Source organism: Haloquadratum walsbyi J07HQW2 (assembly GCF_000415985.1).
In the GTDB taxonomy this organism is placed as follows: domain Archaea; phylum Halobacteriota; class Halobacteria; order Halobacteriales; family Haloferacaceae; genus Haloquadratum; species Haloquadratum walsbyi_B.
Window position 1 is genome coordinate 1,561,267 of sequence record NZ_KE356561.1, and the last position, 15,488, is coordinate 1,576,754.

Consider the following 15,488-nt stretch of genomic DNA (forward strand, 5'->3'; position numbering starts at 1 on the left):
TGGAACCTGACGTCAGGATGGTCAAAACCCTCCAACTGTCAGACTAGTTTATAAATGTGTCTTACGATATGTAAGATAAATGGTATAATTTTGACACCACACGACACAGACAACAGCAAAAACCAGCAAACACCGGGAAGCGGTCCAGCGGTAGCCCCACCGGCTCACGATGAAGCGAGACCTCGAGTTCGAGGAACGCCTCGACAAGAAGGCACTGGAACGGTTCGGACCCCAGACCGTCCAGGCACTGCGCCGAAACCGGGAAAACGCCCACGGAGGCACCTACACCGAGGTAATCGCAGAGCAGTGTCAGGGCGACGATATCGAACCCGGTGACCTCTCCCGCGAGGAGAAACCCGAGTTGGTGCTCGAAAACATCAGCGAGCAGGCTCACAACCTGGGAATCCCAAGAGCGGCAGAGAAATCGATGCAGCGCTACGAACACGCCGAGAAAGCGTACGAACTCCTCAACGAGGCGTACCAGGAACTCAGCCAGGCTGGTCGCTTCAAACTCGCCGACAGAACAGAAGTCCTCATCAAGAACCTGCTGATGAAAAGCGCCGATCAACACCCAGAGGTCGACCAGCGAGCATCTCCCCCACAGAATAACAAGCCCGGGACCAGCTCCCATCTGAGCGGGAGAGAGACCGGTTCTATATCAATGGGAACAACAACCTGTGCGCCACGTTCACCCGTGCCGGGTATGTACTCGGGTTGTAGTGGGCGTTAGTTGTTTACCAGGCTCATTTTGATTATGTTTGTTTTGTGCGGCGCCAGGTGTTACACGGGGACGAGGGAGGCTGTGTTTCGAATTGATTTTCTTGATTACTGCTGTTTTGCGGGCTGATTGTTTTGTTTTCATTCAAAATGCGGGGGTATTCCTAGTTTAAATCGGTCGGTGTTCCGGTGTCTGGCATCGAAGAGGGAGCTAGTTGTGTTTGACAAGTCGAGGACGTCGGGAGTGTTACGTTCTGAAACCTATTTGGCGAGAGGTTTCACGCCACAGGAGCCAGTGGGTCGCAGCGATGAGATCAGCTGGGTTGCTGAGGCTGTGAAGCCGTTGACTCGAAATGAGAGTGGGGAATCTGCTGGTTCATGGACCGGCTGGTGCCGGGAAGACGACCTGTGTGCGTCATGTGTTCGAGCAGCTGGAGGATGAGACCTCAACCAGGGCGATATATATCAACTGCCGGCAGTACAACATCCGGTCCTCTCTCCTCACGGAACTGCTGATCGAGATTGGATATCCGGCGCTGAGGAAGGGTCGTCCGGTGGATGGGATACTGTCGCGGTTGCAGGAGTTTATCCGGAAGAATCGGAGCGGTGTGGCTATTGCATTGGATGAGCTCGACTGTTTAGGCGACCAGACTGAGGTGGTGTATAACTTGGAGATGTTGAGTAGCAGCATCGAGAAGGACATAGGTTTGATGATGGTGCCGAACCGGGATCCACGTCAGCTCTGGTCTGATCTAAGAAGCGAGAGCCGTCTAGACTGCTCGATACTATGCTTCGATCCTTATTCGGAGGCGGAGTTTGTCGATATTTTTAATCAGCGTGTGACGCAGGCTTTTCGACCTGGAGTTGTCGAGGACGGGATTGTGGAGGTGATCGCTGAGCAGGTGGCTCCGGACAGCGGGGACTGCCGAGAAGCTCGGGTCGGCTGCTGAACTTCGGTAGGTGGCGGACAGAAATGGGCTGGGTGATATCGGTGTTGAGCAGTACAACGAGTTCCGTAACCGGGGCTGAACTGGAGAGGAATCCCTGTGTTAGTTTTTCAGCCCATTCTGTCGAGGGCGTCTCGTCGGTCTTTGACTGGTGCCTGGTCGTATCGCATTGTGGTGCGTTCGTCTTCATAGCGTAGTTGTGTTTGTGTGGCTGCGAGTCCTTCTTGTCGTGTCATTTGTGTGCCGACTGAGTGCCGGATTATGTACCAGGTCATGTCCCGGTTCTCATAGCTTATGTCGGCTTCGTCGCACAGGTTTTTCATCAGGTAGCTGAGTGAGTTGCTGTTGTATGGGTTGCCTCTGCGCGTGAGCCAGATTTCGTCCCTGCCGTCGTATTTTTCATGTTGGCTGCGTTCCTCCAGCCATTTTTGAGTGCGGTGGTGGTTCTGTCGGTTAGTGCGGCGACCCAGTTGTTCGTGTTTTTGATGGAGTCTTTTTTCGGTATACGGAGCACGTTGTTTTCGAGGTCTATCCAGTCGGTGACGGTTCTTTCGACTTCTACGGGTCTTAGTCCCGCGTCTAGACTGGTCCAGACGAGCGATGGGAATTTGTAGCTGTTTGCTTGTTTCCAGTGTTTTTTTGACCTGGGTTTTCGGGAGTTCAAATCTTCGTGTGAGGTGGGCTTTCCATTTATCGCGTTCCTGGGCTGTCAGGTTGGAATAGCTGGGTATGGATCGGTAGTTTAGGGCGGCTTCTCTGATCTGTATTCGTTCTTGTTCTGAGACGAAGTCTCGTGGTTGGTGGGTGGATCCGGAGTCGTAGTAACTGATCTCAGGGTCCCATTCTTGGGTTCCGCGGCGGTGCCTCCGGTATTTCATCTCGCGCTTAACGGACTTCTGGAGACTTGTTTTGTAGGATTGCTGCCAGTCTTTGACCGCGATGTGTTGCATGAACTGGTCTGCGTGATCGGTGGTGATCTGTAGTGTGTATCCGTCTTCTACCTGGTCCTAGATGAAGCGGTGGAATTTATCGATCTGGTAGACAGCGGTTTTGACGGTGTAGTTGCTGTATCCCTGTGCTTTGTCGGGTTTCTTTCCGACGTTGAGCAGCCAGTCCACCAGTTGCTGCATGTATGCTTGGTAGTCGGTGTGTTGTCTGTCTTCGAGTCGTGATTTGGTCTTATCTGGTACTGCGTTGATTTCGTGGTTGTCGGACATATGAAAGTGTTTTAGCCCTGATACTTTTAGTAGGTCTGCGCCGTCCTGCGGTTTTGATGTGATAGCTTTTCGGCAGCCGTGAACGGAATGTTGACTCTCACTGAACAACCTAGAAAAACGCCGTACAGCACCGGTAGAAGTCCGGGTGCGAGAATCGAACCCGCGTCTCAGCCTCCACAAGGCTGAAGGATAACCACTACCCTAACCCGGACACTGTGTATGCACATATTAATACCTTTGTTGAAGTAAAATACGTTACGACTTAGCTGTAAGTCGTTTCAACGCTATGCACTCTATTTTTGCGTATGTGCCTATCACTGTGTCTGCACATGCAGTTTAATACTAATAAGTTATCCATCGACGTGTTTTTGCACCGTACAGTGTAATTTATTTATAACTATGGCTATCACTGATAAGGTATATCTCAAAAACCACAGACAGATTGTATCACAGCTAGATACGTCGATTCCCAAAGGAGCATTCAAGGGGGCAACAATTGACGTATTATATTCGGGAGACGGGCTCACGAAGCTTGACGATACAACTCGTGATCGACTACTCGATTTCGCGGAGGATTTTCTTGACCCTGAACAACCAGAAGATCTCTACACGGGATATCCAGAACGACAGTTCATGTCGTATTTGCTTGAACTTCGTGCACAGGGGCTCAATCCAGATGCAATTGTGGACGTAATGACCGATGAATATTTTCTCTACGCATATCCTGGTGACATACTCTCATTTTTAGATAGTGCAGTTCGGACCATCGAAGCTGCTGAGACACTTGCTGATGTCGATGGAAATACCGAGACAGAAGAAAAGCTCCACGAGGCTCGGGTCGTTCTTTCATCATAATTGATAACTCAAACGAATAAAACTAAACTAAATTACAGTACAGTACAGTACAGTACAGTACAGTACAGTACAGTACAGTACAGTAGAGAGCTGATCTCCTCTTATCGCTGAAAGACATAGTCCTCTCTATAATCAGCGTCGTAGCTTCAACGTACGCGTGAAAGAATCTGCTATTTCTGTGATATACTTACTCAAGTCTGAATGACTGACCATCTGTCTCTGGTCGGTCGAGGTCTTCAAGATGGATGATTTCTTCTTCCTCATCGAGTTGATCTTGAAGATGATTGAGATATTGTTTGTGCTCCTCAAGCTGTTCACGAAGATGTTCAGTCTCCAGTTCAAGCCGTTCGTGCTCACGGACGAATCCCTTTGGGACGGTCACAGTTGGAGGAAAGGAGTCTGTTATATCATCATCGCCTGATTGAGTTTTTTGAACTTCATGATCAGGAACGAGTTGTACAGCACCTTCATGTGCGACAAGTGTGTCAACATATTCCCGAAAGACAGCAGAGAGTGAAATATCACGCTCCTCAGCAATTTCACGAAGTGTCTCAAAGGCGTCTTCATTCACCCGAAACGAGATTGTCTTATTTTTGTTTTTATCCGCGTTTGCACTGCCCATCTGTATATTAACCTAACTCAGGCAGTTCACTTAATAATTCGTCGGACACACGTCTGTTGCATTGTTGGCTGTACGATATGAATACAAGAGAGAGATGCGATGATCACCATCAATCATAATCGTGCTGTGAATATAACTGCATACTACCGAAAACCACTATCACGGTTGCTTAACAATTGTGAGGCTACCCCGAACCCTCAGTGTCAATGAAGTCGACAGATATGGGGGAGTAAGTAGTGAAGCAGTTCACAGATTTTGTGTAGTCCCTTCGGGAGATGCTGTGTTGAGTTCGTCACCGGACTCATCAAGACTTTCAACGGCAGAAACAGTCGACTCGATATATTGATCAACAGACATTTCATATTCGTCGTTTGCCATTCGAGCATACTCGTTTCCTTCGTCCCCAAATGCAGCAATTCGGTCAAGTGTTCGCTCAGCTGTCTCAACAACCCAGCGGTCTCGTGTTGCTGCATCAACGACGGTGATTGATTCTGGACGAACAGATACATTCGTCGTACCATCGTCAGTCTCAAACGTACGCGGTTTTCCACTGACAGCAACGTATGCTGGAGGGTCAAGCTCACGAAGTTCCTGTGCTGCCTCAGGCTGGTACTGACCAGCATACACAAAAAACGTTCCTGTTGGGTCAACGATCCGACCACGCCAGTATTCGTTATCCTCACCAACGTCTTCAGTTTCAGTGAGTGTTCCTATGACGAAGACACGATTTGCTTTCGCACCAGTCGGGAATAACAAATATACCGGTGCTCGATCATCATCCGATTCCTTGAAACTAAATGCAGCGTCGTTAAACTCTGCAGCAAACGCACGCTTTGCGACCTCACGTGTCGGAATATCATCAGCACTCATCTCAGATCGACCTCGCTTTAATCAGGACCGATTCTGGATCAGTTGGATTAGTAAGGTGATCAACAGTATCTGCAAGAATATATCGACCTAGTTCCGGTCCAGAGATACGGTAATATGCACCGATAAGATCTTGACGAATTTCCTCAACAACAACTGAGGTATCAAGCGCGTCCCGAGCCATCTGTTGTGCCTCAGTTAGTGTAATCCCGCTTAATTTTTCAGTCATCTCACGGGTGAATATGACTTCAGTGACAGCTTCACCATCGTCAATAACACCTTTGATTCGGAGATCAAACTCACCATCCACTGTTCCATGTTCGGAGCATCGACCATTTTGAAGAACGCGCGTACATCCATCAATAGGACATCGCTTGATCAGTCCACTGCCAGATTGGATATCAATGAGTGCCCCCTCGATCGTTGTTGCACTGTCACCAACTTTGATATCAGTATTGAGCTGTTCAATCGCGGTCGTTCGATTGAGCTTTACCGAGTAATCGCCCTGATATTCATCAGTAACAACATTTTCGAGCGAATAAACGGCACCTTCTTCGATTGGTGGGAGATCAGATGTCTCGAAGGCAACGAATTTAGTGCGTCCTGATTCATCACCAATCAAGCCAACCTGTGCGATAGCCTCGTTTTGTGGTTCCCAGAGTTCGACAACTTTTGCAGTGACATCGATCCATCGTTCATCCTCATCGATTGATGCCAGTGGAACCTCCTCATTCTCTCCAGCTCCGCTTAGTTCGTCTCGGTCAATACCAGCTTCTTCAAGATAGCTGTTGACAACTGATCGACGAGCCTCATCAGCTGGAACACTGTATTCCTCTACCAATGTGTCGAGACGGTCACGGACCGTCGCCTCATCAACATTTAGCTCCTCAGAGAACTGTTCCGCAATCTCCGCTGCATGCGTTTGCAGGTCTGTCATAATATTACTCGCCTCCACCCTGTTTTTCAATGGGAGGCATAGAATGATAATTTCTCTGTGGATAATAAACTGTCGTGAGTATGGTGAAAGTGAAATTTTGATCCCGTGATCGTGAATGTAATAATCTGTCTTATAATATCATACACGGTCACACAAGAAGCTTCAATTTGAGGTACTCATCTTTGTCGCCCGTGATGTGCTACTTTCACTGATGTCTCCTATATTAATTCAAAAGCACACTGACAGGGAATTTGTGAGGATTCTTTAATATATTCTATGATGCTTTCTTAGCTACACCAGTGAGATTATATTTACTGGATGATTGAAATTATATCAATGGACGAACGACTCAAGTCGTTCCTCCGGAAGCAATTTCGTGAGGCTGGTCGAGAGTACGCTCGTGCACGAGATGCGTATCAATCGGGTCAAAAATGTGCTGAGACTGAGGATAACACAGACTCAGTAACGAACGGTCAAGAAAATCAAAACGAAGCTACGTCTGAACAAGAAGAAATGGACACACTCAGAGTTAGACACAGACACACACACCCATCATCCGTGTTTGCATGCGATGACACAGGGCAAGTCCGAATTGTGTGTCGGCGCGCCGCAGAAAAGCGCAGTGTCACGGTGGATAGCGAGGCTCGTCCATCCTGTTTCGAGTCCGGACATCCTGATTGTGAGGGGTGCGTGCGAGATATTCGGGATGGAATCGTTGAAACATGGTAGCACGATAACGATGGAAGCAACAAATGATGTTGACTCAACTGCCACCAATATTGTCGGCGTTGTTCTTGCTGGTGGGATTGGATCAAGACTATATCCCGCAAGCCGAGGACATCGACCAAAGCAGTTTCTCTCACTTTTCGGCAATCGCTCATTTCTCACACGAACAGTTGATCGGCTTCGTGGAGTCACTGACTCAGTCTTCATACTCACCCGCGATGAATTTGTTGAAGCAGTCACAGAACAGGTCTCGGACGTGACAGTAATAACCGAGCCAGCTAGACGAGACACGGGACCAGCAGCTCTGTATGCGACACAACATATTAGAAAAACATACGATACTGACCCAGTCGTGCTTCTTGCGCCAAGTGACCATGTTGTTGGAGCAGGATTTGATACTGCTATGAAACGTATGAGTACTGTTGCTGCGAAGACTGACCGACTCGTGACTCTTGGCATCACTCCAACCCGACCGGAGACAGGATATGGATATATCGAGCCAGCAGAATCATCTAATACTGTTGATAATATCAATGGCGACGCAGTATCTTGGCAATCGGTTCACTCATTCCATGAGAAGCCAAAACCCGAAATGGCAGAACAGTATATCGAGGCGGGACACTATTGGAATGCTGGAATATTCGCCTGGCGACCCACGGTGTTCAATGCTGTTGTAGCCGATTCACCACTTGCATCATTACAGGTCGTCTTGCGCGATGATACAGATAAGTCAGTCGCCGACGCGTTTGCTGCAAGCGACTCACAGAGTGTTGATCGAGCTATCTTTGAGCAATCTGAGGCAACTGCGGTCGTTCCAACTGAGATGATATGGGACGACATCGGCACATGGGATGCTTTTGATCGACTTGCCACGCAGGACGAACTGACCGATGGAACTGTTGATACACAAGCTGTATCAGGGCATAATAAACAGTCTAATACCACAACATGCGAAGAAACCGTCACCGTTGGTGACGTTGAGGTTCAGGTAATTGATGGTACAGATAATATTATTGCAGGCAATGGTGGTCACATATCGGCAGTTGGTGTCTCTGGACTCATTATCGTCACATGGGATGACCGGACGCTTGTTATAGATAAAGATGAAGCTCAATCGGTTAGAACACTTGTCTCAAAGCTTCGTGAAAACGGGGTTTTCTGATTTTGACGCTGCTTCAATCGGATAAAATATCAAAATCTTGTTGTGTCAGGATTCCGATTTGGATTTGTTTTGATATCATTATTTTTTTTATTACCAGAACGTCGAACTTGTATGGTTCCATCATTTGTTACGCCGACCAACAGCCACTGTTTGACTTCTCTCCCACGGACGGCATCACCAGCAGCATCAGCTACTGCTTTCATTAATTCAGGGGCAGTTCGTGTTACCTTCACTCCTTCAATATCACATGCATCATACACTTTTTTTGGCACATCATAGAGATCGGTTCCAGCTTCAATTGAGACCTGTACAGGTGCAGTGAGTGCCTCAGCGAATCCAACAGTCTCACGTGCTTTCTTGACATTCTCTCGGGCACTTGATTCGACGCTTGAGACGTTTGCCCGAGAGGTACCAAGAGCAGTAGCAATTCGAGACTGCCGATATCCGCGCTCACGCAGTATGAGTACTTCCGCTTGGCGTCGTGTGAGGACATTTATGTCAGGATCGAATCCAATTTCTCTAAGGATCGCATCGACATCAAGATCCTCGGTGTCATTTTCTTTTTCTTTTTTATCTGAATGTGAGTCAACGCTATTGTCAGAAGTGGTTTCTACCTTCGTATCGAGTTTTTCATTATCTGTCATATGCTGTAATATTATAAACTTCTCTATTTGATTAATCGTCTGACATAAATATCTCGATAGAAACGATTGTGGTTGATTAATACTGTATTGTTGATATCAATTGTGTTGTCTCTATCATATTATAATATGAGTACCCCCAAGAGCGCCACGGTGAGTAGCGATGGGACGTGTTCTGTCGATTTCGTCCTCAACACCGGTTGCAATCATCTATATCTGCTATTTAGTAAAAGAAGTGATTTATCCGCCCCAGAAATTATCCCGACTTCCAAGTGCAGTTGATCGGTCTGACCCAGAACTGCTGTTCTTGCTGCCAGTATTTGTAGTTGACTCATCGTCATGAACCACGTCGTTGTTGAGCTCATCAGTATCGGTATCGGCATCGTCATTATCATCGTCCTCATCGGTTGGAAGTCGTTCAACGATTTCTTTCGCTGTCGCATGATTTGATTTGACGCGATCAATTCGTACAACGGCTTGCGATGTCGGTAGCAATCCATCAATAAGGATTATGAACCCATCGTCAGTGCGCCCAACACCTGCTCCGCTCTCATGAATATCATCAACTTCAACAATGACCTCCTCACCAGGCTTAACAGGCTGAGCTTTTAGATCCTGAATTGGTTGATCATAACTACTACACCACTCAGCTCCGCCGCGGTCACCGTAAAACTGACATCCCATTCCACTGATTCGCTCGGAGTATCTGGGGCAGTCATCTGCAAGCGGACACTCGGACATATTATATTGTACAATTGCCCAGTCTAAAGAACTTGCGAGGAAATATTGATATAAACAATGCTTTTTATCATATTAAGATAGCTGTGCGTATGAACGTTAGCACTAATCAGTATGTCCCGGAATTTGCCATCATAGTAGGTGTATTCTTCGGTCTTGTTGCTATTATCTCAGGAGCTATTCTTAATTGGGGGCTCACTGCGACGGTCTTCGCGTGCGCTACCGGTTCGTATCCTTTTATTGGGTTTGGAGTGCTTCGTGATGAAAATCCAGCTGAAACAATTCGACCGCGGTGGGTGTTGATACTAGGAGCATTGATTGGAATGCTTGGAACTGTTGGAACGCTTTATACAATGTTTGGAGGGCACAATTCGGTCGCTGCTGTAATCAACTCTCTGTTTATTGGGTTTATTCTCATGTCACCACCAGCGAGTTATGCGGTTCACTACGGCGTGAACGTCAATCCACTTACTCCACAAGTGACGGCTGGAGGGTGTCTTCTCGTCGGTATTGGATACATGTTTGTCGGTTTAATCTCAGTACCGTTGATCGGTGTTCTTCTTGGTTCTGGAATTGGAATTAGCGGCGCCTTGTATGCGACCGCTCGTGGTGTTACGCCAACTCAACAAACAAAACGACAAGTAGCAGTCTTGAGTGGTATCGTTGGTATCACCGTTGCATTTATTGGAACCGTTGGAGTCGGATATGTTGGTAATAGCGGGAATATCAATAGCGGTGAATGGCTCTTCGTCGGGGCGGCAATAGCGTTTGCACCAAGTCTGTATACTGCATTGACTGGTGGACAGACCAGCAAGCAGGAATCAGCGTGGTTCTTCAATAAATAAAATAGCGAACAATAATTACGCTAGCGGCGTCCGCTCAACAACTGTCCCATCGACTGTTGGATACTGTTCAACAATTTCACCGTCATCAACATCGCCATCCTCGATCATCTCTTCAAGTAGCCACCATGCGATTTCGACATGGTCCGATTTGACAGTATAAAATTCATCTGGGACACCAAGCATATCAAATGTTTTTGGAGCAACCCATGTTTTACCATATACAATCGTCCCATCGTCTGTAATCTCATCAAATGAGCGACCAACAATCTGTGCCATTCGCTTGAGACGATTCCGATGCTGTGCAGCGTCCTTGAATACAGATGTACAGAAGTACACTTGCTCGTGATTCCCCATAGTGTCGAGAATCGCCTCTTTAGATCCTTCAACAGCCGACATATGCCCATCTTGAAGTTCATATCCCTTCTGCTGCATCCGACGATAATTGCCGTCTGACATCTCAAACTCATTCACGTTACAGAACTCAGCGGCACCCTCATCGAGGAATTCAAGAAATTCTGACTCTGCACGAATTCCTGGAATTTCAAATGCAGGGGTAAGTCCCTCTTCGCGTGCAATATAGAGAATATCTTCCCACTCAGTACCGTGGAGACTACCCCACTGTTCGTATGGCGGGTGGAATCGAATCTCATCAAGTCCAGCTGATGCAAGTGCACGCATGTTTTCTCGCCCTCCGGTGATTCCAGTGTATAAATGCGTATGATGATCCGAACCAAATTCGTCCTTCAGAAGTGATAGATAACGGGTTGTCTTTGCTAACGCCTCCTGTGGTTCGCCACCAGTAATTGAGGTGCCAAGCGCATCCATGCGACGTGCTTCTGCAATAATATCGGAGTCGGACTCGACAAGCCGTTCATTTGCGTACACGTCAGTGACGTTTTTTCGATTCTCACCTAGGGGGCAATAAAAACAGTCACGCTGATCACAGTAACCGTAGACAAAAAGTACCATTTTGCCGCCTTTTGCGCACTGTTCGCACCCCTTTGAAATCATATATTAGGTGTAGTCAATGAAGCCTCAAAAGTCGTGCTACTTGCGATGGAACAGAATAACCGTCGAAGATACATGTGCCCAGTAACAGTTACTCTGATAGATTTAATATTCAATACAATCTGTACAAATGGATACTCTTATTCTTACTCTTACCTCCGGAGAACAGCATGAAGTAAAAAATCTCTGTATTGCTCACTCTGTAAAGTTCATGAATCATCAAGAGGATAGAGTGTATTACTCTTCTGTTTACTCAACATAGGTTCAATACGACATCTAAACGGGACATCCGGTTTCGCTGTTAATCCCAAGTAGAAAATTCCCATATGCAATGATAACTATACCTTTGCACATACTCACATTACTCCGGTTTAGTTCATTACTCACATTATATTGGATTAAAAATATGAGCCACGGTGGTGTTGCCCCCGAAAACAGATATATGCTTAGGATGTATCACTGAATGATGCTCTTGGTCCTCTGTGTTGATCTTGATGACGATCTGGGTCGGAAGACCGGTCTTCAGACGCCTGTCATCGGTCGTGAGACCATCGAACGTGCGGCTGTCGATCTTGCGACAGCAGATCCAGAGGATTCAGATGTAAATGTATTATTTCAAGGAATCCATCAATATGATAATCTAACCAATGATACAACCGTTGGTGAAGATGTTGCGGTCGCCGCTGTGACTGGCGTTGACGGGGGAGATGTCGAGGCGAACCGTGTTATTGGGGAGGAAATTGACCGCGTACTTGCTGGACTCTCAACTGGTGAGAATATTAATGCGATTGTGATTACCGATGGTGCACAGGATGAATCTATACTGCCAGTGATCCGCTCTCGAGTCCCAATCGACAGTGTTAGACGTGTCGTTGTACGACAGGCACAAGATCTTGAATCGATTTATTATACGATGAAACAAGTACTTGCGGACGCTGAGACACGGGGAACCGTTCTTATTCCACTTGGTATTTTGCTTCTCATCTACCCATTTGTCACGGTCGCAAGTCTGTTTGATGTCCCTGGTGCAGTCGTACTTGGGATTATTTCAGGACTCTTAGGCTTGTACACACTCTCACGGGGGCTTGGTATTGAGGATGTACTTGATGATATGGTTGCTCGGACACGAGACGTGCTCTATGAGGGACGTGTGACGTTCATCACGTATGTTGCTGCGATTGCACTTATTATCGTAGGTGGATTCCGTGGATATGCACTCCTGCAACTTGTTCGCCAGGCAGTTTCTGAGATGACTCTCGTACTCGGGGCAGCAGCGTTTGTCCACGGGTCAGTTCAGTGGTTCGCAGCCGCGGGTGTCACATCTAGTCTTGGTCAAGTGACAGATGAGTATCTCGCTGATCGATTTCGATGGCGATATTTGAACGCCCCGTTCTATGTGGGTGCTATTTCCATCGTATTATACGTTGTCTCTGGATTTTTTCTTCCTGGAGGTGCTGCTGCAGGGCAGTCGTTTTCGCTCGCACAACTTGCCGTTGGACTAACCGCAGGAACACTACTCGGGGTGCTCAGTACACTGGCGTTTGCGGTTGCTGAATCCCGATTTCCAACGACAACATCAGGTTCAGATCCACCGCGAGGATAACGATACAACTGAGCGTTCAACGCTCACGGATAACAACAAACTCTGCCAAATCACGAAGATATCCAAGTGATTCAGTATCATCAATATTTGCAGCAGCAAGTGCATCAAGCGCCTGTTGGGACTCATCATGCGCTCGCTCATTTGCCTCTGTATCGTCAAGTGTCGTTACTTGGATCAATGACGGACGGTCCATTGCTGCATCCTGCCCTGTTGGTTTCCCAAGGTCAGTGGCGTCCGCGGTCGCATCAAGAACATCATCACGGATTTGGAATGCAACACCAACCCGCTCTGCATACTCACCAAATAGATCAACAGTAAACGGATCGGCTCCGCCAGCAACAGCTCCAACCTCTGCGGCTGCTCGGAATAACGCTCCCGTTTTTCGTCGAGCCAGTTGCATATACTCCGCTTCATTTGTTGGTCGCGCGACGAGCTCTGTTGCCTCACCCTCGCCGAGTTCAACCATCGACTCGGCAACAATCTCAGTCGCACGCTCATCAGCAGCAAGAAGTGCAAATGCCTCACCAAGAAGTCCATCAGAGGTAATCAGTGCCGGTCCATACCCAAACGCTGACCATGCACTTTGTGTGCCGCGACGAACATCTGACCGATCGATGATGTCATCGACAACTAATGATGCGTTGTGAACCAATTCGACTGCAACAGCAAAGTCAACCGCGTCCTCAGGCGCACCACCACAAGCTTCACACACAAGAACTGTCACTGCTGGTCGAACACGTTTCCCGCCCGACAACGCAACGTGAGCAACCTCATCTGACAGCACCGCGGGGTCAATCGTATCGACGACCGATTCCAGTCGGTCCTCAACCATCGATACCCGCCGTTCCAGATACTCCATTAATTTTCAGTCTCATCGGCGAAGTAAAATGGGTTCCGGCTATCACAAGACAAAATGACCAGTCGGTCCTCTCTGTAGATAGGGAACCAAGCATGTAGATGACTCTGGATCAATAATTATACACTGACGGTAACACGATCTAATATCCGGATGAGATATATCATACGTCGGCACATTGAGTCCGAATGTATCTATGGGTAGACAGAAACAGATATCTAATCGGTGCTCATTTGCTCATCATCTGTTTGTGTACTTGTCGTTGATCCATCAGGAAGTGAAATGAGATTCTCACGACCCAATCGAAGTTTATCCACCCGGTCATCCTCAGCCATCATTGAGAGAACTTGTGATACTTTTGCATCTGACCATCCCGTCTTATCGACAATCGATGCCTGTCGCATCCGTCCCCCGTTACGTGAGAGTAGCTGTTCAACACGTTCTTCATCGGAGAGTAATGCTGGGTCGGTCGAAATATCTGGCATCGAATCGCTCTTTGATTGCGGGTCCATCTCTGAGGTTGATTCTGTTGTCGTCGATGAATCAGCAGTGTCAACATCTGTTGTAGCATTCATCTCAGAAGGGGTATCAGATGATAATGGCTCTGTCTCAGCTGATTCCACACCGTCTACAGAAGGTGGACTATCACTTGAATCCGAAACCGATGTCGATGTTGGTTCTGATGTTGGTGATGCTGAATCACCAGAAACACCTGATGAGGAAGCGGTATCCGCATGCCTTGGCATCGATGGATTATTTTCAGAAGAATCGAAGTTGTCCTCGCCCTCAACATCGCCAGTAGCTGTCGGAGGAAGTCCAGATCCTGGTGATGACGAATTATTATCTTCCGTTCCGTCAGGGTCTCCATTGTCGGTCCGATATCGACGACTACCATAGAGAATTCCAATTATTCCAAGGAATCCAAGAATTGCTCCAGCGATTAATGCTGTTGGAATAGAGTTTTCTTCAACCGCAGAATATCGTATTTCAAGTCCTGAATTTCCCGCAAAGTCAGATGGTTGTGTAAGGACGACTGCACTCTCTCGTTGTTGAACTGGAATACTTGTTCGAGAAACGGTATATCGATTTGGTGGATGGATGATAATTTGTTGATTCACACCGACAATTGACATCCATGTACGCTGGACATCTGCCTCATCGGTCGCAATTTTAAATACATCACCAATCAATAGTGTTTCATTCTGCCCTTGCTGAGCAAAATTCGACCAGCGAAACGAGAGAGCAAGCGTGCCGCGATTATCGCTAACGTTCGCATGATAGCTTACATTGCGGATTTGCATTCGCCGGTCAGTTGATGCGGTCGCTTCCGTCTGAAGTGTCCTGAACAGTGTAATTTGTGGTCCAATGTTGATATTGTTTCGCTCATACTGACGTGCGATTTCTTCGAATGCACGTGTCTCGTTTGGATTAGTGAGTGCATATTGGGTTTCAATCCGCCAGAAAGCACTCTGATCAGCGTGAACAGAAATAGTGATTGTCGTTTGAGATTCTGACTGTGGTGTCGTATTTGTCGTATCAATCTGTGCTGGCGATGACGTTGTGTCAATATTTGATAGCTCAGTTGTATCAGACACAAATGACGCTGAAGATGAGACTGATGTCGTCGCTGGCTGAGTGGGTACCGGATGAGTGACACCAGCACCAGCACTCGTACCTGCAGCTACACCTGCAACGGGAGCAACAGCGAGGAGGAGGACAACTAATAGCGCGGACATCCGCATGTGAT

At 47.4% G+C, this 15,488-nt stretch carries 17 protein-coding genes and 1 tRNA gene; 7 read left to right on the forward strand and 11 right to left on the reverse strand.

Annotated elements, in window-relative coordinates; genetic code table 11:
- The first annotated feature begins 169 nt into the window (after window positions 1-169).
- On the forward strand, window positions 170-730 hold the full coding sequence (locus J07HQW2_RS07250) for a hypothetical protein (RefSeq protein ID WP_048075190.1): 561 nt from the start codon (window positions 170-172) through the stop codon (window positions 728-730).
- 406 nt (window positions 731-1,136) lie between these two features.
- The gene (locus J07HQW2_RS07255; protein WP_303704018.1) at window positions 1,137-1,667 is read left to right on the forward strand and encodes a Cdc6/Cdc18 family protein; all 531 of its coding nucleotides are present in this window, start codon (window positions 1,137-1,139) and stop codon (window positions 1,665-1,667) included.
- Between the two features lie 107 nt (window positions 1,668-1,774).
- On the opposite strand, the gene J07HQW2_RS18110 is transcribed toward J07HQW2_RS07255, so the two are convergent.
- From J07HQW2_RS18110 to J07HQW2_RS07265, 3 genes are all read right to left on the reverse strand, one after another.
- Window positions 1,775-1,900, reverse strand: coding sequence for a hypothetical protein (locus tag J07HQW2_RS18110; protein WP_303704019.1), 126 nt, complete (start codon window positions 1,898-1,900; stop codon window positions 1,775-1,777).
- 771 nt (window positions 1,901-2,671) lie between these two features.
- Complete coding sequence (locus J07HQW2_RS18115; RefSeq protein WP_303704020.1) at window positions 2,672-2,881, reverse strand: hypothetical protein; 210 nt, start codon at window positions 2,879-2,881, stop codon at window positions 2,672-2,674.
- Window positions 2,882-3,020: 139 nt separating this feature from the next.
- Window positions 3,021-3,092, reverse strand: a tRNA-His gene (locus J07HQW2_RS07265).
- Between the two features lie 188 nt (window positions 3,093-3,280).
- Here J07HQW2_RS07265 and J07HQW2_RS07270 point away from each other — a divergent pair.
- Complete coding sequence (locus J07HQW2_RS07270) at window positions 3,281-3,736, forward strand: DUF5814 domain-containing protein (RefSeq protein ID WP_021054782.1); 456 nt, start codon at window positions 3,281-3,283, stop codon at window positions 3,734-3,736.
- Between the two features lie 187 nt (window positions 3,737-3,923).
- Here the strand turns inward: J07HQW2_RS07270 and J07HQW2_RS07275 are convergent, their stop codons facing one another.
- The 3 genes from J07HQW2_RS07275 to J07HQW2_RS07285 all read right to left on the reverse strand — a co-directional run bounded on the left by J07HQW2_RS07275 (window position 3,924) and on the right by J07HQW2_RS07285 (window position 6,162).
- Entirely contained in the window at window positions 3,924-4,358 is a 435-nt protein-coding gene (locus J07HQW2_RS07275) for a DUF8146 domain-containing protein (protein WP_021054783.1), read from the reverse strand.
- Window positions 4,359-4,604: 246 nt separating this feature from the next.
- The gene (locus J07HQW2_RS07280; RefSeq protein ID WP_021054784.1) at window positions 4,605-5,228 is read right to left on the reverse strand and encodes an RPA family protein; all 624 of its coding nucleotides are present in this window, start codon (window positions 5,226-5,228) and stop codon (window positions 4,605-4,607) included.
- Between the two features lies 1 nt (window position 5,229).
- A complete protein-coding gene (locus J07HQW2_RS07285; RefSeq protein WP_021054785.1) occupies window positions 5,230-6,162 on the reverse strand; it encodes a hypothetical protein in 933 nt (310 codons plus the stop codon).
- A 336-nt stretch (window positions 6,163-6,498) separates the two neighbouring features.
- Between J07HQW2_RS07285 and J07HQW2_RS07290 the strand changes: the two genes are divergently transcribed.
- Complete coding sequence (locus tag J07HQW2_RS07290) at window positions 6,499-6,891, forward strand: DUF7091 family protein (RefSeq protein WP_021054786.1); 393 nt, start codon at window positions 6,499-6,501, stop codon at window positions 6,889-6,891.
- A gap of 10 nt (window positions 6,892-6,901) precedes the next feature.
- Window positions 6,902-8,050 (forward strand): mannose-1-phosphate guanylyltransferase, encoded by a 1,149-nt coding sequence (locus tag J07HQW2_RS07295; RefSeq protein ID WP_021054787.1) that lies wholly within the window; start codon window positions 6,902-6,904, stop codon window positions 8,048-8,050.
- A 29-nt stretch (window positions 8,051-8,079) separates the two neighbouring features.
- Here J07HQW2_RS07295 and J07HQW2_RS07300 read toward each other — a convergent pair whose 3' ends face one another.
- On the reverse strand, window positions 8,080-8,694 hold the full coding sequence (locus tag J07HQW2_RS07300) for a Tfx family DNA-binding protein (protein WP_021054788.1): 615 nt from the start codon (window positions 8,692-8,694) through the stop codon (window positions 8,080-8,082).
- Window positions 8,695-8,931: 237 nt separating this feature from the next.
- The gene (locus tag J07HQW2_RS07305; protein ID WP_021054790.1) at window positions 8,932-9,432 is read right to left on the reverse strand and encodes a TRAM domain-containing protein; all 501 of its coding nucleotides are present in this window, start codon (window positions 9,430-9,432) and stop codon (window positions 8,932-8,934) included.
- 89 nt (window positions 9,433-9,521) lie between these two features.
- Here J07HQW2_RS07305 and J07HQW2_RS07310 point away from each other — a divergent pair, with 89 nt between their 5' ends.
- Complete coding sequence (locus tag J07HQW2_RS07310; protein ID WP_021054791.1) at window positions 9,522-10,274, forward strand: hypothetical protein; 753 nt, start codon at window positions 9,522-9,524, stop codon at window positions 10,272-10,274.
- 15 nt (window positions 10,275-10,289) lie between these two features.
- On the opposite strand, the gene J07HQW2_RS07315 is transcribed toward J07HQW2_RS07310, so the two are convergent.
- Window positions 10,290-11,285: a radical SAM protein gene (locus tag J07HQW2_RS07315; RefSeq protein ID WP_021054792.1), complete on the reverse strand. Its 996-nt coding sequence runs from the start codon at window positions 11,283-11,285 to the stop codon at window positions 10,290-10,292.
- A gap of 463 nt (window positions 11,286-11,748) precedes the next feature.
- Here J07HQW2_RS07315 and J07HQW2_RS07320 point away from each other — a divergent pair, with 463 nt between their 5' ends.
- Entirely contained in the window at window positions 11,749-12,885 is a 1,137-nt protein-coding gene (locus J07HQW2_RS07320) for a DUF373 family protein (protein WP_021054794.1), read from the forward strand.
- Between the two features lie 16 nt (window positions 12,886-12,901).
- On the opposite strand, the gene J07HQW2_RS07325 is transcribed toward J07HQW2_RS07320, so the two are convergent.
- On the reverse strand, window positions 12,902-13,744 hold the full coding sequence (locus J07HQW2_RS07325; RefSeq protein WP_021054795.1) for a polyprenyl synthetase family protein: 843 nt from the start codon (window positions 13,742-13,744) through the stop codon (window positions 12,902-12,904).
- 215 nt (window positions 13,745-13,959) lie between these two features.
- Complete coding sequence (locus tag J07HQW2_RS07330; RefSeq protein WP_021054796.1) at window positions 13,960-15,483, reverse strand: helix-turn-helix transcriptional regulator; 1,524 nt, start codon at window positions 15,481-15,483, stop codon at window positions 13,960-13,962.
- Between the last annotated feature and the right edge of the window lie 5 nt (window positions 15,484-15,488).